The organism is Streptomyces sp. NPDC006294, assembly GCF_042870895.1.
GTDB lineage: Bacteria > Actinomycetota > Actinomycetes > Streptomycetales > Streptomycetaceae > Streptomyces.
Map to the genome: position 1 here is coordinate 41807 of NZ_JBIAHV010000024.1, position 18571 is coordinate 60377.

The 18571-nt window shown below is 71.2% G+C and carries 16 protein-coding genes and 4 tRNA genes; 11 read left to right on the forward strand and 9 right to left on the reverse strand.

Features of this window, described 5'->3' with window-relative positions; all coding sequences use genetic code 11:
- Nucleotides 1-19 precede the first annotated feature (19 nt).
- Entirely contained in the window at nucleotides 20-1123 is a 1104-nt protein-coding gene (gene purM, locus ACFYOP_RS31505) for a phosphoribosylformylglycinamidine cyclo-ligase (protein WP_356898534.1), read from the forward strand.
- Nucleotides 1124-1267: 144 nt separating this feature from the next.
- Here purM and ACFYOP_RS31510 read toward each other — a convergent pair whose 3' ends face one another.
- Together ACFYOP_RS31510 and ACFYOP_RS31515 are read right to left on the reverse strand one after the other, a co-directional pair.
- Entirely contained in the window at nucleotides 1268-1522 is a 255-nt protein-coding gene (locus ACFYOP_RS31510; protein WP_356898535.1) for a DUF3073 domain-containing protein, read from the reverse strand.
- A 278-nt stretch (nucleotides 1523-1800) separates the two neighbouring features.
- Nucleotides 1801-2892 carry a Glu/Leu/Phe/Val dehydrogenase dimerization domain-containing protein gene (locus ACFYOP_RS31515; RefSeq protein ID WP_356898536.1) on the reverse strand — a complete coding sequence of 364 codons (1092 nt, stop codon included), beginning with the start codon at nucleotides 2890-2892 and terminating at the stop codon, nucleotides 1801-1803.
- A gap of 180 nt (nucleotides 2893-3072) precedes the next feature.
- On the opposite strand from ACFYOP_RS31515, the gene ACFYOP_RS31520 reads away from it, so the two are divergent.
- Nucleotides 3073-3912, forward strand: a complete 840-nt coding sequence (locus tag ACFYOP_RS31520) for a hypothetical protein (RefSeq protein ID WP_356898537.1) — start codon at nucleotides 3073-3075, stop codon at nucleotides 3910-3912.
- Between the two features lie 479 nt (nucleotides 3913-4391).
- Nucleotides 4392-4598, forward strand: coding sequence for a developmental transcriptional regulator BldC (gene bldC, locus ACFYOP_RS31525; protein WP_003949541.1), 207 nt, complete (start codon nucleotides 4392-4394; stop codon nucleotides 4596-4598).
- A 361-nt stretch (nucleotides 4599-4959) separates the two neighbouring features.
- Here the strand turns inward: bldC and ACFYOP_RS31530 are convergent, their stop codons facing one another.
- The 3 genes from ACFYOP_RS31530 to hrpA form a co-directional block, all read right to left on the reverse strand.
- A complete protein-coding gene (locus tag ACFYOP_RS31530) occupies nucleotides 4960-5226 on the reverse strand; it encodes a DUF6274 family protein (protein WP_356898538.1) in 267 nt (88 codons plus the stop codon).
- A 248-nt stretch (nucleotides 5227-5474) separates the two neighbouring features.
- A tRNA-Asp gene (locus tag ACFYOP_RS31535) sits at nucleotides 5475-5549 on the reverse strand.
- Between the two features lie 94 nt (nucleotides 5550-5643).
- On the reverse strand, nucleotides 5644-9603 hold the full coding sequence (gene hrpA, locus ACFYOP_RS31540; RefSeq protein WP_356898539.1) for an ATP-dependent RNA helicase HrpA: 3960 nt from the start codon (nucleotides 9601-9603) through the stop codon (nucleotides 5644-5646).
- 142 nt (nucleotides 9604-9745) lie between these two features.
- Between hrpA and ACFYOP_RS31545 the strand changes: the two genes are divergently transcribed.
- From ACFYOP_RS31545 to ACFYOP_RS31555, 3 genes are all read left to right on the forward strand, one after another.
- On the forward strand, nucleotides 9746-10150 hold the full coding sequence (locus tag ACFYOP_RS31545) for a hypothetical protein (protein WP_356898540.1): 405 nt from the start codon (nucleotides 9746-9748) through the stop codon (nucleotides 10148-10150).
- Nucleotides 10151-10212: 62 nt separating this feature from the next.
- A complete protein-coding gene (locus ACFYOP_RS31550; protein ID WP_356898541.1) occupies nucleotides 10213-10980 on the forward strand; it encodes a thioredoxin domain-containing protein in 768 nt (255 codons plus the stop codon).
- On the forward strand, nucleotides 10977-11801 hold the full coding sequence (locus tag ACFYOP_RS31555; protein WP_356898542.1) for a cytochrome c biogenesis CcdA family protein: 825 nt from the start codon (nucleotides 10977-10979) through the stop codon (nucleotides 11799-11801). The genes ACFYOP_RS31550 and ACFYOP_RS31555 overlap by 4 nt, the downstream gene beginning before the upstream one ends.
- A 639-nt stretch (nucleotides 11802-12440) precedes the next feature.
- Here the strand turns inward: ACFYOP_RS31555 and ACFYOP_RS31560 are convergent.
- The 4 genes from ACFYOP_RS31560 to ACFYOP_RS31575 all read right to left on the reverse strand — a co-directional run bounded on the left by ACFYOP_RS31560 (nucleotide 12441) and on the right by ACFYOP_RS31575 (nucleotide 14434).
- Nucleotides 12441-12514, reverse strand: a tRNA-Phe gene (locus ACFYOP_RS31560).
- A 22-nt stretch (nucleotides 12515-12536) separates the two neighbouring features.
- A tRNA-Asp gene (locus ACFYOP_RS31565) sits at nucleotides 12537-12611 on the reverse strand.
- A 38-nt stretch (nucleotides 12612-12649) separates the two neighbouring features.
- Nucleotides 12650-12722: transfer RNA gene (locus tag ACFYOP_RS31570), tRNA-Glu, on the reverse strand.
- A gap of 80 nt (nucleotides 12723-12802) precedes the next feature.
- Nucleotides 12803-14434, reverse strand: a complete 1632-nt coding sequence (locus ACFYOP_RS31575) for a metallophosphoesterase (protein WP_356898543.1) — start codon at nucleotides 14432-14434, stop codon at nucleotides 12803-12805.
- A 74-nt stretch (nucleotides 14435-14508) separates the two neighbouring features.
- On the opposite strand from ACFYOP_RS31575, the gene ACFYOP_RS31580 reads away from it, so the two are divergent.
- The 5 genes from ACFYOP_RS31580 to ACFYOP_RS31600 form a co-directional block, all read left to right on the forward strand.
- On the forward strand, nucleotides 14509-14859 hold the full coding sequence (locus ACFYOP_RS31580; protein WP_356898544.1) for a metallopeptidase family protein: 351 nt from the start codon (nucleotides 14509-14511) through the stop codon (nucleotides 14857-14859).
- Entirely contained in the window at nucleotides 14856-15359 is a 504-nt protein-coding gene (locus ACFYOP_RS31585) for a CrcB family protein (RefSeq protein ID WP_356898545.1), read from the forward strand. Before ACFYOP_RS31580 ends, ACFYOP_RS31585 begins: the two co-directional genes overlap by 4 nt.
- The gene (locus ACFYOP_RS31590) at nucleotides 15356-15718 is read left to right on the forward strand and encodes a CrcB family protein (RefSeq protein WP_356898546.1); all 363 of its coding nucleotides are present in this window, start codon (nucleotides 15356-15358) and stop codon (nucleotides 15716-15718) included. Before ACFYOP_RS31585 ends, ACFYOP_RS31590 begins: the two co-directional genes overlap by 4 nt.
- A 105-nt stretch (nucleotides 15719-15823) precedes the next feature.
- Complete coding sequence (locus ACFYOP_RS31595) at nucleotides 15824-16459, forward strand: hypothetical protein (RefSeq protein WP_356898547.1); 636 nt, start codon at nucleotides 15824-15826, stop codon at nucleotides 16457-16459.
- Between the two features lie 305 nt (nucleotides 16460-16764).
- A partial coding sequence (locus ACFYOP_RS31600) for a DEAD/DEAH box helicase (protein ID WP_388453686.1) occupies nucleotides 16765-18571 on the forward strand: 1807 nt, incomplete at its 3' end.

The following is an 18571-nucleotide window of genomic DNA, read 5'->3' on the forward strand; positions in this document are numbered from 1 at the left end:
GACACGAAAGTTCTCCAGCATGTCTGCTGAATCTTCCGAGCGTGCTCAGCACGCGGACACCGGCGCCAGCTACGCGGCCGCGGGCGTCGACATCGAGGCGGGCGACCGCGCGGTCGAGCTGATGAAGGAGTGGGTGAAGAAGACGCAGCGCCCCGAGGTCGCCGGACTCGGCGGCCTGGGCGGCTTCGCCGGCCTCTTCGACGCCTCCGCCCTCAAGCGCTACGAGCGTCCGCTCCTCGCCTCCGCCACGGACGGCGTCGGCACGAAGGTCGACATCGCCCGCCAGCTGGGCGTGTACGACACGATCGGCCACGACCTGGTCGCCATGGTCATGGACGACATCGTCGTCTGCGGCGCCGAGCCGCTGTTCATGACCGACTACATCTGTGTCGGCAAGGTCCACCCCGAGCGGGTCGCCGGCATCGTGAAGGGCATCGCCGAGGGCTGTGTGCTCGCCGGTACGGCGCTGGTCGGCGGCGAGACCGCCGAGCACCCCGGTCTGCTCGGCCCGGACGACTTCGACGTCGCGGGCGCGGGGACCGGCGTGGTCGAGGCGGACCGGCTGCTGGGCCCGGATCGCATCCGTAAGGGTGACGCGGTCATCGCGATGGCGTCGTCCGGGCTTCACTCCAACGGGTACTCGCTGGTCCGGCACGTGCTGTTCGACCGGGCGAAAATGTCCCTGGAGCAGCGGGTGGAGGAGCTCGGCCGGACGGTCGGCGAGGAGCTGCTCGAGCCCACCAGGATCTACTCGCTGGACTGCCTGGCGCTCACCCGGACCACCGAGGTGCACGCGTTCAGCCACATCACCGGCGGCGGTCTCGCCAACAACCTGGCGCGGGTCGTCCCCGACTCGCTCCACGCGGTCGTGGACCGGTCGACCTGGACCCCCGGTCCGGTGTTCGATCTCGTCGGCAGGGCCGGCCGGGTCGAACAGCTCGAGCTGGAGAAGACGCTGAACATGGGAGTCGGCATGATGGCCGTCGTCCCGCAGGAGTCCGTCGACGTGGCGCTGACCGCGCTGGCCGACCGCGGGGTCGACGCCTGGGTCGCCGGCAGCATCGTCGAGCGGACCGACGCCGGACACACGGGCGCCGAGCTGACCGGAACCTATGCGTCGTAGCGGCCGGGAGGCCGCCGGCGACGGGGCCCTCTCTTCCGGACCAGGCCGGCGAGCCCGGCAGGATCCGGCAGAGCGGGCCCGGAGCTGAACAGCACAGAACCCGGTCCGGGGTCGCCCCAGGACCGGGTCAGTGTCAGTACAGCGTCAAGCGCCGCGGCGTTGTCGCGACGACGGGCCGGACTCTTCGTCCTCGTCCTCATCGTCGTTGTACAGATCCGCGTACTGTGCGTACGGGTCGTCTTCCTCGTCGTCGTCCTCGAACGGCTCGCCGTTCGGAGGCTGACTCGAAGTCGAAGCGCCCAGCTCGTTGGCCAGACGCGACAGGTCAGTCCCGCCGCTGTTGTACTTCAGCTGGCGGGCGACCTTTGTCTGCTTGGCCTTGGCCCGGCCGCGCCCCATGGCTCGACCCCCTCGGTGACGGGGCTCGACGGCCCCAGAGTCTTGACACGCGTTCATGAGTCGGAACGGGCTCTCCTCGGAGAGACCGGTCCGTAGGGCTTCAACGGTACCTGCTTCCGCGGCCATACGGTACGCCGCCCGCATCACGTGCCCCGTCGCAGGACCGGCGAGGAGCCCTGTCCTCGCTGGTCAACAGCGATTTTAACCCTTTCGCGACGGTCGACCCGCCGACCGGGGTGAGTCATGTCTCCCCGCGGCCGGCGGGCCGGCCCCCACGGTCAGCGACCGCGGGCCTCCGCCATGCGCTGTTCAGCGATCCGGTCGGCCGCCGCAGCCGGCGGAATCCCGTCCGCCTTCGCACGTGCGAATATCGCCAGCGTGGTGTCGAAGATCTTCGACGCCTTCGCCTTGCACCGGTCGAAGTCGAACCCGTGGAGCTCGTCGGCGACCTGGATGACACCGCCCGCGTTCACCACGTAGTCCGGCGCGTAGAGGATCCCGCGGTCCGCGAGGTCCTTCTCGACGCCGGGGTGGTCCAGCTGGTTGTTGGCGGCGCCGCAGACGACCTTGGCCGTGATGGCCGGGACGGTCGCGTCGTTCAGGGCCCCGCCGAGCGCGCAGGGGGCGTAGACGTCCAGGCCCTCGGTGCGGATCAGGGCGGCCGTGTCGGCGGCGGCGGTGACCTGGGGGTGGCGGTCGAGGATCCGGCGCACCGACTCCTCGCGCACGTCCGTGATCACGACCTCGGCGCCGTCGGAGACCAGATGCTCGACCAGGTGGTGGCCGACCTTGCCGACGCCGGCGATGCCCACCTTGCGGCCCCGCAGGGTCGGCCGGCCCCACAGGTGCTGGGCAGAGGCCCGCATGCCCTGGAAGACGCCGTAGGCGGTCAGCACGGACGAGTCGCCGGCGCCGCCGTTCTCGGGGGAGCGGCCGGTGACCCAGCGGCTCTCGCGCGCGGCGACGTCCATGTCGGAGACGTAGGTGCCGACGTCGCAGGCGGTCACGTAGCGGCCACCGAGGGAGTCCACGAAGCGGCCGTAGGCCAGCAGCAGCTCCTCCGACTTGATCTGCTCGGGATCACCGATGATCACGGCCTTGCCGCCGCCGTGGTCGAGGCCGGCCATGGCGTTCTTGTACGACATCCCCCGCGAGAGGTTCAGCGCGTCGGCGACGGCCTCCTGCTCGGACGCGTACGGGTAGAAACGGGTGCCGCCGAGGGCCGGGCCCAGAGCGGTGGAGTGGATGGCGATGACAGCCTTCAGGCCACTGGCGCGGTCCTGGCACAGCACGACTTGCTCGTGCCCCCCTTGTTCCGATCGGAACAGGGTGTGCAGTACGTCGGCATTGGCGCCGGTCACATCGGTCACGGTGGTGACTCCCAAGTACGAAGCGGCGGGTGCGGTCCCTCCTCGATCATCCCGGTCGCTTGTGGCAGGGGAGGCCGGGAAGGTCCGGTTGGGCAAGAGAGTAAGTCCTACGCGTGCGTAGATCCGACCCCGTGCCCGAGATCACCCTCTCGCGGGGTGCCGGCGTGGAAGGATCGCGGCATGCCGGCGCTGTCCTCTGTTCTCGTCCCTTACGCGTCCTATCTGCGGATCTATGAGCCGCTGGCGGCCTTCCCGGAGCCGGAGCGCGGCCACTGGGCCCGCTACGCCCGCCGGGACGCCACGCCGACCGCACAGGACGAACTGCGCCGCTCCCTGGCCGACTTGCTGCCGACGCCGCCCGTCCCCGTCCCGGTCCACGAGAGCGCCGACGCGTTCGTGGCCGACGTGGACGGTGTGGTCTGCGTCTGCCCGTGGCGGACCCGGCTGCGCGGCTGGCTGGCACTCGGCGAGCTCGCCCAGCAGCTGCCGGCGCCTCTGCTGGACGCGGCGCTGCCGCCGGTCGTGCGGGGACAGGCGGAGGCGGACTTCGATCAGTGGCGCGCCCGCAACCCGGACGCCCGGCCGTGGATCAGGACGGCGGTCTGGCATGTCCCGGTCGGCTGGTTCGCACTCTTCACCGACGAGGAGCGCGAGTACGAGCCAGCGGGGACGAGCGCCCCCGTGCTGCGCTACCGGACGCCGATGGTCCAGGCGCGCCGGCGGGTGGCGCGGGCCCTGCGGACGCTGCGGGAGACGATCGACGAGGGCCCGCTGACCGACGCCCTGGTGGACGTGGGCCGCTGGCTGGAGGAGTTCCATCCGCGCTCGCTCGTCGAGCTCGACTACGGCGGCCTGGTGCACGCGCTGCCCGGGGAGCAGCTCGCCGAGGACCGGTCGGCGGCGGATGTGACGGAGGGCATCTCGGCGCTGCGGGCCGGCGACGGCGAGGGGGCGGCCGAGGCGTACGCCCGGCTGACGGAGCGCTGGCGGGCCGTCAGGGACCGTCAGTTCGCCAATTGAAGGCCGACTTCGTTGTCCGGGTCCCGCTGCGTACACGACGTAGGTCCCGATCCGGGCACTTGCCTCAAGCGTGACGGACTGCACTAACCGCGCCCTTGCGCCCATCACCCACCCTCGTGTCAAAATAGGACAAGGAGTCCGGGGAGGGTTCCTTCCGCCCAAGTGTGGGCGGAATGCTCAGCATTGCACTCTATGGGGGGTCTGGCGACTCCTGATCACTCTGTGACTGATCGTTACTGTGACGTGACTGTCCGTTATGGCATGGTCCATCGGGCTTCGGCCGCTGATGGACACCTGAGAGGGCAATTCCATCGGTTTGGCCGACGTCGCTGGACAGATGGTGTAGTTGTAGTGCCGAGGACAAGCCGTTCGTCCTATAACCGACTCGGCCTGCGTCCGCCATTTCGGGCAACGTGGGTCAAGGTGCAGAATTTAGAGGAAAGAACCGAGAAGGTTCGGTTCTCCCGAGGAGGCCGCTCATGACCGCTCGCACCCCTGATGCCGAGCCGCTGCTGACCCCGGCTGAGGTCGCCACCATGTTCCGCGTGGACCCGAAGACGGTCACCCGCTGGGCCAAGGCAGGCAAGCTCACGTCCATCCGCACGCTCGGAGGACATCGCCGGTACCGCGAGGCAGAGGTCCGCGCACTGCTTGCGGGGATCCCGCAGCAGCGCAGCGAGGCCTGAACACACCCCGTTTGACCGGGCATTTCCGGGGCCCCCACCTCGGAACGCCCACCCCTAGCTCCATGTGGCGGAGTCTGCCCCAACAGGCCTCGTCATCGATCGCGCTGGACTCCGCCGGGTCCAGCGCGATTTTTTGTTGCCCAGGGGCTGCTGGGGCTGCTGGGGCGGCGAGGGCGCCTTGTGCCGACCTGTGCCGGACCGTCCTGAAGGGGAGTGCAATGGCACATATTAAATCGGACGGTTGTAGGGAGGGGCTAAGTACCGGGGTTCTGAAATCCGGTTCGGTGACACCCGTCACACTGCCCAACTCTTGCCAAACCCCAGCCTGTCACGGAAAGGAGCGTCACAGGGCGGCCGTTGGTCACTCCTTGGTGGGACCTTTGTCATCGGCCGGCGCCGGCTCGCGCGGCGGATCGTGTGGCGCCTCGCGTGTCGGCTCGACAACCGGGGGCAGGAATGCCCTCGGTACGCGGGTCCGGGGCTCGTTCTCCGGGCGCTCCATGGCGAGCCGCAGGAGGCGATGACAGATGGGGCAGGACCTCGTGAGGTGCCGGTAGCCGGAATAGGCCGACAGATGGGCGCGCAGCAGCGCCCTGGTCTCGTACCGCCTTGCCGTGGACGCCGCCATGCACGTCACCTCCAGGTGTGTGCCGTCCCCTAGTGACTGAGTACCCGCGGCAGATGACGCCGTCAAGACGGCCCGGCGCACGGGGCTCCGCGCCGGACAGGCGTGTGACGCACGACAGCCTTCGTTACTTCACGCGGTCCTGACGGGATTTGCTGTGTCGACGGCGGCTTCGCCGCGGGCGCGGCCTGCGGCGGGGGTTGTACGACGAAGGCCCGCATCGTGTTGATGCGGGCCTTCGTTACTTCACGCGGTCCTGACGGGATTTGAACCCGCGGCCTCCACCTTGACAGGGTGGCGAGCACTCCAAACTGCTCCACAGGACCAGGTTTCGCAGCCGGTTACTGCTCCCTTGGCTGCGTGGACGACTGTACAGCAGGTGCGACCATCAGGTCGAACTCACTCCCGGCGACGGGCCCGTCACGGCGCCGCCGCGTCGATCGCCTTCACGATCCGCTTGTCGGACACCGGGTACGCCGTTCCCAGCGCGTGCGCGAAATAGCTCACCCGCAGCTCCTCGATCATCCAGCGGATGTCCAGGACAGCCTGCGGCACGGGACGCCCCTGCGGCATCTGCTCGAGCAGCCAGGCGTACTCGTCCTGCATCTCGTGGACCTTCTCCATGCGCGTGGTGTCGCGCTGGACGGCCGTCGGCATCTGCTGGAGGCGGCGGTCCACGGCGATCAGGTAGCGCATCAGGTCCGGCAGCCTGCGCAGCCCCGTGCGGGTCACGAAGCCGGCGGGCACGAGGGCCGCCAGTTGCTCGCGCACGTCCTGGACGTTGTTGATCAGGACCAGGCTGTTCGTGGCCTTCAGACGGCGCTCACAGGCCTGCCAGGCCGCCAGGATCTGCTGCACCTGGTCGATCGTGCGCACGGTGAGGTCGACGAGGTCGGCGCGGACCTTGTCGAACAGCTTCCGGAACGACTCCTCGTCCCACGCCGGGCCGCCGTGCTCCGCGATCAGCCGGTCGGCCGAGGCCAGGGCGCAGTCCTCGAAGAGCGCCTGGATCGAACCGTGCGGATTGCGGGACAGGGCCAGCTTCTGCTGGTTCGTCAGCTTGTCGGACGCGAACTTGGCCGGGTTCACCGGGATGTTGAGCATGATCAGGCGACGGGTGCCCCGCCACATGGCCTGCGCCTGCTCGGCCTCGGTGTCGAAGAGCCGTACGGAGACGGAGGAGCCCTCGTCGACCAGGGCGGGGAACGCCTTGACCGGCTGGCCGGCCCGCCGGGTCTCGAAGACCCTCGTCAGCGTGCCGATCGTCCAGTCCGTGAGGCCGGTGCGCTCCAGGGACTCCCCGGAGCCCGCCGGGCCCGCGGTGGCCGCCGCGGCGGCCTTGGAGAGCGCCTGACGGGCCTTCGGCTTCAGCTGGAGCCGAAGCGCCTCCAGGTCCTTGTCCTCGGCGAGCTTCTTGCGCCGCTCGTCGACGATCCGGAAGGTGATCTTCAGGTGATCGGGTACGCGGGAGAGGTCGAAGTCGTCCGCGGAGACGGGCACGCCGACCATCCGCTGGAGCTCGCGCGCCAGGGTGACGGGCAGCGGCTCCTGGAGCGGCACGGCTCTCTCCAGGAACGCCTTCGCGTAGTTCGGCGCGGGGACGTAGTGGCGGCGGACAGGCTTCGGCAGGGAGCGGATCAGCTCGGTGACCACGTCCTCCCGCAGGCCCGGGATCTGCCAGTCGAAGCCCTCGTCGGTGACCTGGTTCAGCACCTGCAGCGGGATGTGGACGGTGACGCCGTCCGCGTCCGCGCCCGGCTCGAACTGGTACGTCACACGGAACTTCAGCCGGCCCTGCCGCCAGGAGTCCGGGTAGTCGTCCTTGGTGACCTCGCCGGCCTTCTCGTTGATGAGCATCTCGCGCTCGAAGTCGAGGAGTTCCGGCTGCTCACGCTGCTTGTGCTTCCACCACGAGTCGAAGTGCGCACCCGACACGACGTGTTCGGGCACCCGCTGGTCGTAGAAGTCGAACAGCGTCTCGTCGTCGACGAGGATGTCGCGCCGGCGGGCCCGGTGCTCCAGCTCCTCGACCTCGGTCAGCAGCCTGCGGTTGTCCGCGAAGAACTTGTGGTGCGTGCGCCAGTCGCCTTCGACCAGCGCGTTGCGGATGAAGAGGTCGCGCGAGACCTCCGGGTCGATCCGCCCGTAGTTGACCTTCCGCTGGGCGATGATCGGCACGCCGTACAGCGTCACCTTCTCGTACGCCATCACCGCCGCCGCGTCCTTCTCCCAGTGCGGCTCGCTGTACGTACGCTTCAGCAAATGCTGCGCGAGCGGTTCGATCCACTCCGGTTCGATCCGCGCGTTGACCCGGGCCCACAGGCGGGACGTCTCCACCAGCTCGGCGGACATCACGAACCGCGGCGGCTTCTTGAAGAGGGCGGAGCCGGGGAAGATCGCGAACTTGGCGTTGCGGGCGCCCACATACTCGTTCTTCGCGCCCTCCTTCACATCCTTCATCCCGACGTGCGACAGCAGGCCGGCGAGGAGCGAGACGTGCACCGACTGCTCGGGCGCGTCGTCCTCGTTGAGGTTGATCCCCATCTGTTTCGCCACCGTGCGCAGCTGCGAGTAGATGTCCTGCCACTCGCGGATGCGCAGGAAGTTCAGATACTCCTGCTTGCACATCCGGCGGAAGCTGGAGGAGCCGCGCTCCTTTTGCTGCTCGCGGACGTAGCGCCACAGGTTGAGATACGCGAGGAAGTCCGACGTCTCGTCCTTGAAGCGGGCGTGCTGCTGGTCCGCCTGCGCCTGCTTCTCCGCCGGGCGCTCGCGCGGGTCCTGGATGGAGAGGGCGGCCGCGATCACCATGACCTCGCGGACACAGCCGTTCTTGTCGGCCTCCAGGACCATGCGCGCCAGCCGCGGGTCGACCGGCAGCTGCGAGAGCTTGCGGCCCATCTCCGTGAGCTTCTTGCGCGGGTCCTTCTGCCCGGGGTCGAACGCGCCGAGCTCCTGGAGGAGCTGCACACCGTCGCGGATGTTGCGGTGGTCCGGCGGGTCGATGAAGGGGAACTTCTCGATGTCGCCGAGACCGGCCGCGGTCATCTGCAGGATGACCGACGCCAGGTTCGTCCGCAGGATCTCGGCGTCCGTGAACTCGGGACGGGAGTTGAAGTCGTCCTCCGAGTACAGCCGGATGCAGATGCCGTCCGACGTACGGCCGCAACGGCCCTTGCGCTGGTTGGCGCTGGCCTGGCTGACCGGCTCGATCGGCAGCCGCTGCACCTTGGTGCGGTGGCTGTAGCGCGAGATGCGGGCGGTGCCCGGGTCGATCACGTACTTGATGCCGGGGACGGTCAGCGACGTCTCCGCGACGTTCGTCGCCAGCACGATCCGGCGGCCGGTGTGCTGCTGGAACACCCGGTGCTGCTCGGCGTGCGACAGACGCGCGTACAGCGGCAGCACCTCGGTGCCCTGCCGATCAGCCCCTCCGGCGCGGGTGTACTGCTTCTTGTTGAGCGCGTCCGCCGTGTCGCGGATCTCGCGCTCACCGGAGAGGAAGACGAGGATGTCGCCCTTCCCCTCGCCCATCAGTTCCTCGACGGCGTCCGTGATCGCGGTGATCTGGTCACGGTCGCTGTCGTCGGCGTCGTCCTCCAGCAGCGGCCGGTAGCGCACCTCGACCGGGTACGTACGTCCGCTGACCTCGACGATCGGGGCGTCGCCGAAATGCCGGGAGAAACGCTCGGGGTCGATCGTCGCCGAGGTGATCACGACCTTCAGGTCGGGACGCTTCGGCAGCAGCTGGGCGAGATAACCCAGCAGGAAGTCGATGTTCAGGGACCGCTCGTGCGCCTCGTCGATGATGATCGTGTCGTAGGCGCGCAGCTCGCGGTCCGTCTGGAGCTCGGCGAGCAGGATGCCGTCCGTCATCAGTTTGACGAAGGTGTCGCCGCCCACCTGGTCGGTGAAACGGACCTTCCAGCCGACGGCCTCGCCGAGCGGGGTGTCCAGCTCCTCCGCGACCCGCTCCGCGACCGTGCGGGCGGCGATCCGGCGGGGCTGGGTGTGGCCGATCATGCCGCGCACGCCCCGGCCGAGCTCCAGGCAGATCTTCGGGATCTGGGTCGTCTTGCCCGACCCCGTCTCGCCCGCGACGATCACCACCTGGTGGTCCCGTATCGCCTCCAGGATCACGTCCTTCTTCTGGCTGACGGGCAGCTGTTCCGGGTACGTGATCTCGGGCACGCGGTCGGCGCGCCGGGCGATGCGGGCCGCGGACTTCTCCGCCTCCGCGGCGATCTCGTCCAGCACGGCCTGCCGTGCCTCGGGCTTGCGGATGCGACGGGCGCCTTCGAGACGGCGGCCGAGCCGGTGGGCGTCCCGCAGCGACGCCCCGGTCAGCAGGGTCTGGATCTCGGCGAGGGAAGTAGACATACGGACTCCAGGATCGCACCCCCGGGAAACCACTGGCGAACCCATTTCGCCCGCGAGCTGGTGCAGTATGGAGCGATCCTCCCCCGTCCGGTCCCGTCCCGCCCCACCTGTGCATCCCGAACTCCGAAGGGACAGCGCGTCCATGCTGATCGGCCGCGACAGCCGGCACCGCCTTGTGGTGACGGCGAGCCTGCTGCTGGGTTTGGTGGGAGCGCTTCTCGGATGCGGTGCGAGCACGGCGGCGACGACGTCCGGCCCCGTCGGCGGGGCCGGTCCGCACGCCGCTGTCACGGTTGTCGCCGCGGCCGCCGGGCCGGTGCAGTCCCCTGGCTGCGGTCCGCGCAGCGACGCCGACGACAGCGGCGTGCGTCCCGGGACACCGCCGCGCGGCTCCTCCGCGTACGAACTGCTGCCCGCGCTGCACCGGACGGGCGGGCCCGTCTCCCCGGCGGCGCCCGGCCAGGCGTTCCTCGACGTGTCGCCGCTGCCCGTGCTGCCGCCGCCTGCGCCGCCCTCCCCGGTCGAGCTCTCCGTCCTGCGCGTCTAGTCCGACGGCCCCAGCCCTCTCACCAGCTCGGACCCGCCAGACCTTCGCCCAGGAGCACCACCATGTCTTCTTCCACCGCTCGCCCCTCGCGCCCCTCGCGCAAGCCCCTCGCCATCGGCACGGGCGTCGTCGCCGCGGCGCTGCTGCTCGGCTACGCCTCCTACACGGCGACCAAGCCGGACGCGTCGCCGGCCGCCGGCTCCTCGTCCGCGGCCTCGTCCCCCTCCGACGCCTCCGCCTCCGCCCCGCAGGCCGGCGCGTACCCCGCGCTCGAGAAGCTCGCCCGCCGCGACGGCGACGACAAGCTGGCGCAGGGCCGTACCGACGCACCCGTCGTGATGATCGAGTACGCCGACTTCCGCTGCGGTTACTGCGGCAAGTTCGCCCGCGACACCGAGCCCGAGCTGGTGAAGAAGTACGTCGAGGACGGCACCCTGCGGATCGAGTGGCGCAACTTCCCGATCTTCGGGGCGGAGTCGGAGGCCGCGGCGCGTGCCGCCTGGGCGGCCGGGCAGCAGGACCGCTTCTGGGAGTTCCACGCGGCCGCGTACGCGGAGGGCGCCAAGGAGAAGGGCTTCGGCAAGGACCGGCTGCGGGCCCTCGCCGGCGAGGCGGGCGTCGCCGACCTCGACCGTTTCACCCGCGACCTGGACAGTGAGGCCGCCCGTGCGGCCGTGAAGAAGGACCAGGAGGAGGCGTACGGGCTCGGCGCCACGTCCACACCCTCCTTCCTGATCAACGGACGGCCCGTCGCCGGCGCGCAGCCGACCAGGACGTTCACCGAGGCGATCGAGGCGGCGAAGAAGGCCGCGGGCGGGGCCGGCCGGTGAGCGACATCGGCTATCTGGCCGCCTTCCTCGGCGGCCTGCTCGCGCTGATCAGCCCGTGCAGCGCGCTGCTGCTCCCGGCGTTCTTCGCGTACTCCATCGATTCGGCGGGCAGGCTGCTGGCCCGCACCGGGATCTTCTACGCGGGCCTGGCGACCACGCTCATGCCGCTCGGCGCGGCAGGGTCGTTCGCCGGGCGGCTGTTCTACGGCCACCGTGACCTGCTGATCGCCGTGGGCGGCTGGCTGATCGTCGCGCTCGGCGTCGCGCAGATCCTCGGCATGGGCTTCGCCTCGCGCCGTATCGCCTCGCTCACCGGCCGCATCCGGCCGACGACGGCGATGTCCGTGTACGCCCTCGGCCTGGTCTACGGGCTGGCCGGCTTCTGCGCCGGCCCGATCCTGGGCAGCGTGCTGACCGTGGCGGCGGTGAGCGGCAGTCCCGTCTACGGCGGTCTGCTCATGGCGGTCTACGCCCTGGGCATGGCGGTGCCCCTCTTCCTGCTGGCCCTGCTGTGGGAACGCTTCGATCTGGGGCGCCGGGGGTGGCTGCGCGGGCGCGCGCTGCGGGTGGGGCGTTTCGAACTGCACACGACGTCGCTGCTGTCGGGGCTGTTCTTCATCGTCCTCGGCACGGTCTTCCTCGCCTTCGACGGGACGACCGCGCTGCCGGGTCTGCTGTCGGTCGACGACTCGTTCGCGGTCGAGGAATGGGTGTCGGGAGTGGGGGCGGCGGTGCCGGACTGGGTGCTGCTGGGTCTTGTGGTGACGGGGGTGGGCGCGGGGTTGGCGGCGCTGGGGTGGGGGCGGCGGGACCGGGTCTGAGGGCGGATGCGTTGCCGCCTGCGGCGGGCTTGTCCCGTATCCGCCCCTTCCCGCTGCACCGGATGTGCGGCTCCGCCGCGTGGCGGGGCGGACCCCGGACCGCCCTCCGGGGGGCGTGCCGGGCTTCGCCCGGACCCGGCACCGGCCTCCGCGGGGTGGCCTCGATCTCCCTCTACGGCCTGGCGGCGTGGGTGGGGGCACCCTCCCCCACGCCGCCAGCCGTAGGGGAGCACCCCCCAGGCCGGGCCGGAAATGCCGCTGCGCGGCAACCAGCCCGAGCCGTGCACATCCGGCCCCGCCGGGCTCAAGGCGGTGGGCCTGGCACGTCCAGCCCCGTCGGCGCTTGAGGCGGTGGATCCGGCACATCCGGCCCCGCCGGCGATTGAGGCGCGGGGCATGTGGCCCGGCAACTTCAGCCTCGCTGGGGCCCCGCCACGGCCGCCAGGCCGTAGGCAAGTTTGAGGCGCGGCGTTCGGGGCGGAGCCCCGGCATGACCGGCCGGCCCAGCCCCGCCCCGGGGGCGACTCCCACGGCCGTCGGGCCGTAGGGGGAGATTGAGGCGCGAGGGCCCGGGGCAGTGCCCCGGCAGGCTCGGACACGGCGATGGCCCCGGCTCGGGGAGCCGGGGCCATCGGGTTGTGGCTGGGGCCGGGGTCGAACCGGCGACCTATCGCTTTTCAGGCGATCGCTCGTACCAACTGAGCTACCCAGCCACGAGACTCTTCCGAGCCTCAGCGGTCCTGACGGGATTTGAACCCGCGGCCTCCACCTTGACAGGGTGGCGAGCACTCCAAACTGCTCCACAGGACCAAGCAATGTGCGAGACAAGTCTCGCACACAGTGTTGCGTGCCCCCAACGGGATTCGAACCCGTGCTACCGCCTTGAAAGGGCGGCGTCCTGGGCCACTAGACGATGAGGGCTAAGGGCCCGCCTGGGCGCTTCGCAGCGCGTCGGGGACGTGAGAAGCATATGGGATGCGGGGAGCTATCGCCAAAACGGTTTACGGCGTGGGGTTGGGCGTGGGACTGGGCGCCCCGGGCGAGGGCGTCCCGGAGGGGGTTCCCGACGGGCTGCCCGAAGGTGAGGGGTCCGGTTCGGGGTCCTCGGCCAGATGGCGGCTGACCTCCGCCGTGGTCAGTCCGAGGCCGCCCAGGGTGATCTCGTCCCACGCCTGCATCCGGCGGGTGTCCCGGTCCAGGTAGAGGACGGATGCCCGGACCTGCTCCGGCTTCTGGTTCTGGACCGCCCGCAGGCCGCCGCCGCCCGTGGAGCCCTCGATCTTCAGGCGGGTGCCGTGCTCGAGGATCTCGGTGTGGCGCCGGTGGACGTGACCGGCCAGGACGAGGGGGACCGTGCCGTCGGTCTCGCGGGCGGCGACCGGGTTGTGCGCGACGGCGATGTCGACGGGTGTGCCGGCGCGTTCCTGGTCGCGCAGGGCCGAGGCCAGGCGGATGCCCGTCATCCGTTCGGCCGGGTCGCCCAGGGCGACGACCGAGCGGTCGGGGGTGAACTGGGGATCGCCGCTGCCGGCGATGCGCAGCCCGCCCACGGTCACGGCCCTGCCCTCGTCGAGGACGTGGACGTTCTCCAGGCGGCGCAGGTACTCCTGGGTGACGGCGGAGTCGTGGTTGCCGCGCACCCAGACGTACGGCGCGCCGAGGTCGGAGATCGGGTCGAGGAAGCCGTTCTCGGTGGCCGAGCCGTGGTCCATCGTGTCGCCGGAGTCGATGATCACGTCGATGTCGTACTGCTCGACGAGCGAGGCGATGATGTGCCACGCCGCCGGGTTGAGGTGGATGTCGGAGACGTGCAGCACCCGCATCGTGCCCGGGTCGGGCCGGTAGGCGGGGAGGGTGGACGTCGCCTCGTACAGCTTGGTGACGTTGGTGACGAGTCGCGCCAATTCTTCCTGGTAGACGCTGAATTCGGTGACGATCGAGCGGGCGTTGCCGACGACGGAGGGGGCGGAGATCAGCAGCCCGGAGAACCTCGGCTCCAGGACGGACTTCGGGTTCCAGGTGGCGTACGCGCTGATGCCGGACGCGGCCAGCAGGGCGAGCGCGAGGCCGCCCGCGGCGAGGGCCCGGCGGGGGCGGCGGTACACGGCGAGGCCCAGCGCGGTCGCTCCGGAGACGACGGCGACGCAGGAGCGAACGGCCAGCTCGGTGGTGCCGTCCCGGACGTCGCGCGTGATCTCCTCCTCGAGGCCGGAGATCAGTTCCGGGTGCTCGACCAGGAGCTGGGAGCGGACCGGGTCGAGGCGGTCCACATCGACGTCGAGACGTACCGGCGCGGTGTGGGAGTCGAGTTCCAGAGCGCCCAGCGGGGACACGTTGATCTTCGTTCCGCCGGTCAGGTCCGGGCGCAGCGTCATCGTCGTGTCCATGGGGCCGACGGGCGTACGGACGTTGCCGACGACGAGCAGTCCGAGCCACGCTCCGACGATGACGACGGTGATCAGGCCGAGCGCCCGGAGCCACGGCCGCGGGGTGCGCGCGAGGGGCGCGGGCGCGCTTCCGGCGCGCGGGGAGCGGCCGCGCCGGGGCAGCCGGCGCCAGAGACGGGCGAGTGCGGAGCGGATCGGGGACGGCGACGTGAGCGAGCGGGGCGGTTGCGGGGCTTCGCGGGCCATTCGACCCGTATGCCCGCGCGGACGGGCGGCCATGCCGGGGCGACCACTCGCACGGCGTACGGGACAATGGCCGGGTGCTGGAGATGACGCGCGAGGAGTTCGAGGAACTGGTCTCCGAGGCCCTGGACAGGATCCCGCCCGAACTGACGCGGCTGATGGACAACGTCGCGGTGTTCGTGGAGGACGAGCCCGCCGCGGACGGCCCCGATCTGCTCGGGCTCTACGAGGGGACTCCGCTGACGGACCGCGGCGAGTGGTACGCGGGCGTGCTGCCGGACCGCATCACGATCTACCGCGGCCCGACGCTGCGGATGTGCGAGTCCCGCGAGGACGTCGTCGCCGAGACCGAGATCACCGTGGTGCACGAGATCGCCCACCACTTCGGCATCGACGACGACCGGCTGCACGAACTGGGTTACGGGTGACCTCCGGTCCGGCGGCCGGCCCCGGCGGCGACGCGGAGGCGATCGACCCGGACGTCGACCTCCATGTGCCCGCCCAGCGGGCGGAGACCGCCGGCGCGCACAAGTGGCCGGTGCTGGCCGCGATCTCGGCGGGCGGCGCGGTGGGCGCGTCCGCCCGCTACGGCGCGTCCCTGCTGTGGCCGGCGTCCGAGGGCGCCTTTCCGTGGGCGGTGTTCTGGGTGAACGTCCTCGGCTGCGGGCTCATCGGCGTGCTGATGGTGTGCGTCAGCGAGGGCGGCCGCTCGGCCCCGCCGCTGCTGCGGCCGTTCCTCGGGGTGGGCGTGCTGGGCGGGTTCACGACCTTCTCGACGTTCGCGCTCGACTTCTCGGAGCTGCTGGAGCGCGAAGAGGCGGGCACCGCGCTGGCGTACGCGGGCGGCACGGTCGCCGGGGCCGTGGGGGCGGTGTGGCTGGCGGCGTCGGCGGCCAGGGCGCTGGCGAAGCGGGTGGCGCCGCGGTGAACTGGCTGATGGTGGTCGTGGGCGCCGCGATCGGGGCCCCGCTGCGGTATCTGACGGACCGTGCGGTGCAGGCGCGCCACGACTCGGTGTTTCCGTGGGGGACGTTCGTGGTCAACGCCGTGGGGAGCCTGGTGCTCGGGGCCGTCGCCGGTGCGTCGGTGTCCTCGGGCACGTACGCGCTGCTCGGCACGGGGCTGTGCGGGGCGCTGACGACGTACTCCACGTTCTCGTACGAGACGTTGCGCCTGGCCGAGCGGGGGTGGCGGTTCCTGGCCGCGGCGAATGTGGCGGCCTCGCTGCTGGTGGGGCTGGGATCGGTCCTCCTGGGGCTGGAGTTGGCGCGGGCGCTCACCGCGTGACACGGGCGGCCGGCGCGTTCGGGTACCGGGATCCCGGGCGTGTCCCCCGCGGGGTGCCGGGAGTTGGGCAGTGAGACCCGCGTCCCCTGCCCCGGAGGTGCCCCCGTGCGCCAGTTGTCCACCCCTGGCCGCCGTACGGCCGTCTGGATCGCCGCGTCACTGGCGGTCCTGGCCTCGGCCGGCTGTATGAGCGTGAGTGACGACGAGAGCAGGAAGCCCGCGGTGAGCACGTCCGCCGACGGCGACGGGGCGGTGGCCGAGCCGGACGGCGGCCATCTGCCGCCGGGCGGGCACGGCCGGCACGGCGCCGGCGGTGACTCCACCGGCCGGGACGCGAAGAACGGGAGCGCGTCGCCGAGCCCGAGCGGGTCGGCGTCCGCGGAGCCCGAGCCGACGCGGCCCGGCCGGCAGCCGCCGGCCTCGGAGCCGGCCGCACCCACGGGCGGCGCGTCACCCTCCGCGTCCCGGTCGTCCGTCCCGCCGCCGGCCCAGGAGTCGCCGGAGCCCCCGGTGGACAGCCCTCCGCCGTCCGAGCCGGAGCCCTCGGACCCGCCGAGCGCGTCGTCCGCGCCGGAGGTGCACATCGGCGCGATGCGGGAGGTGGACCACCCCTCGGGGGCGCGGGCGGAGCCGGCCGCGTCACCGCAGTCGCAGCCCGGCGCGGCGGACGGCACGCGCGGGACGGACGGCGGCGCGGACGAGCGCGAGGCGGACGGGGCCGGCCGGCCGTCGGCGGCGTAGCGGCGGGCTGTGCGGGGGCCGTGCCGGGCCCGCAGGGGGTGCGGTGGCGGTCCCGTGAAGGCGGTGTGGTCCGGTTCACCCGGAGGCGGTTTGCCTTCACCCGGGGAGGGTGCGTATGGTGGTAGATCGTTTGATCCCATTGCCCGGCGCCGAAAAAGAAGAGCGCCGTGTGGCGCGTACTCTCCCTGACCGTGGCTGACCGCATAGAGGCGGTCGATTTGCGAAATCACGGAGTTTGGGCGCGTGCCGAGACTCCGGAAGGTTTCGCATTTCGCATGTCCACTTTCAGCACTGATCACTCCGTCATGCCCGACAACGACGAGATTGTCGCGACCGCTGAGGCGGCCGTCGTGGAGGCCGCCGAGGCCCCCGAGGAGCCCCAGATCACCTTCTCGGAGCTCGGTCTCCCCGAAGGCGTCGTGCGCAAGCTCGCCCAGAACGGCGTGACCGCGCCCTTCCCGATCCAGGCCGCGACCATCCCGGACGCCCTGGCCGGCAAGGACATCCTCGGCCGTGGCCGTACCGGCTCCGGCAAGACCCTCTCCTTCGGTCTGCCGACCCTGGCCTCGCTGGCCGGCGGGCACACCGAGAAGAAGAAGCCCCGCGCGATCATCCTCACCCCGACCCGTGAGCTGGCGATGCAGGTCGCGGACGCCCTTCAGCCCTACGGCGACGTGCTCGGCCTCAAGATGAAGGTCGTCTGCGGCGGTACCTCCATGGGCAACCAGATCTACGCGCTGGAGCGCGGTGTCGACGTCCTCGTCGCCACCCCGGGCCGGCTGCGCGACATCATCAACCGCGGCGCCTGCTCCCTGGCGAACGTCCAGGTCGCCGTCCTCGACGAGGCCGACCAGATGTCCGACCTGGGCTTCCTGCCCGAGGTCACCGAGCTGCTCGACCAGATCCCCGGCGGCGGCCAGCGGATGCTCTTCTCCGCCACCATGGAGAACGAGATCAGCACGCTGGTCAAGCGCTACCTGACCGACCCGGTCACGCACGAGGTCGACAGCGCGCAGGGCAACGTCACGACCATGAGCCACCACGTGCTCGTCGTGAAGCCCAAGGACAAGGCGCCGGTCACGGCCGCCATCGCCGCCCGCAAGGGCCGGACGATCATCTTCGTCCGCACCCAGCTCGGCGCCGACCGCATCGCGGAGCAGCTCTGCGACTCCGGTGTGAAGGCCGACGCGCTGCACGGCGGTATGACGCAGGGCGCGCGCACCCGGGTGCTCGAGGACTTCAAGAAGGGCTACGTCAACGCGCTCGTCGCGACCGACGTCGCCGCCCGCGGCATCCACGTCGACGGCATCGACCTGGTCCTGAACGTGGACCCGGCCGGTGACCACAAGGACTACCTGCACCGCTCGGGCCGTACGGCGCGTGCCGGCAAGTCCGGCGTCGTCGTCTCGCTGTCGCTGCCGCACCAGCGCCGCCAGATCTTCCGGCTGATGGAGGACGCGGGCGTCGACGCCTCGCGTCACATCGTCGGCGGGTCCGGCGCGTTCGACCCCGAGGTCGCCGAGATCACCGGCGCCCGTTCGCTGACCGAGGTCCAGGCCGACTCCGCGAACAACGCGGCCAAGCAGGCCGAGCGCGAGGTCGTCGAGCTGACGCGTCAGCTCGAGCGCGTCCAGCGCCGTGCGACCGAGCTCCGCGAGGAGGCGGACCGCCTGGTGGCCCGCGCGGCGCGTGAGCGCGGCGAGGACCCGGAGGCCGCGATCGCCGAGATGGCCGAGGCCGCCGAGGCCGAGCTCGCCGCGGTGCCTGCCCAGGCAGAGCCCGTTCGCGAGTCCCGCGACGACCGCGGCAACTTCGACCGCCGTGACCGCCGTGACGAGCGTCCCTCGGGCGGCGGCTTCCGCCGGGACAACGATCGCGGCGGCTTCCGCCGCGACGACCGTCGGGACAACGACCGTGGCGGTGACCGCGGTGGGCGTTCCTTCGAGCGTCGTGACGACCGCGGTGGTGACCGTGGCGGCCGCTCCTTCGAGCGTCGCGACGAGCGTCCCTCGGGCGGCGGCTTCCGCCGCGACGACCGTCGGGACAACGACCGTGGCGGTGACCGCGGTGGGCGTTCCTTCGAGCGTCGTGACGACCGCGGTGGTGACCGTG

What these genes read in the sequence shown, in the direction of transcription:
- purM (WP_356898534.1), top strand. Translation starts at nt 20, where the DNA reads ATGTCTGCTGAATCTTCCGAGCGTGCTCAGCACGCGGACACCGGCGCC.
- ACFYOP_RS31510 (WP_356898535.1), bottom strand. Translation starts at nt 1,522, where the DNA reads ATGGGGCGCGGCCGGGCCAAGGCCAAGCAGACAAAGGTCGCCCGCCAG.
- ACFYOP_RS31520 (WP_356898537.1), top strand. Translation starts at nt 3,073, where the DNA reads ATGCCGGCGCTGTCCTCTGTTCTCGTCCCTTACGCGTCCTATCTGCGG.
- bldC (WP_003949541.1), top strand. Translation starts at nt 4,392, where the DNA reads ATGACCGCTCGCACCCCTGATGCCGAGCCGCTGCTGACCCCGGCTGAG.
- ACFYOP_RS31530 (WP_356898538.1), bottom strand. Translation starts at nt 5,226, where the DNA reads ATGGCGGCGTCCACGGCAAGGCGGTACGAGACCAGGGCGCTGCTGCGC.
- hrpA (WP_356898539.1), bottom strand. Translation starts at nt 9,603, where the DNA reads ATGTCTACTTCCCTCGCCGAGATCCAGACCCTGCTGACCGGGGCGTCG.
- ACFYOP_RS31545 (WP_356898540.1), top strand. Translation starts at nt 9,746, where the DNA reads ATGCTGATCGGCCGCGACAGCCGGCACCGCCTTGTGGTGACGGCGAGC.
- ACFYOP_RS31550 (WP_356898541.1), top strand. Translation starts at nt 10,213, where the DNA reads ATGTCTTCTTCCACCGCTCGCCCCTCGCGCCCCTCGCGCAAGCCCCTC.
- ACFYOP_RS31575 (WP_356898543.1), bottom strand. Translation starts at nt 14,434, where the DNA reads ATGGCCCGCGAAGCCCCGCAACCGCCCCGCTCGCTCACGTCGCCGTCC.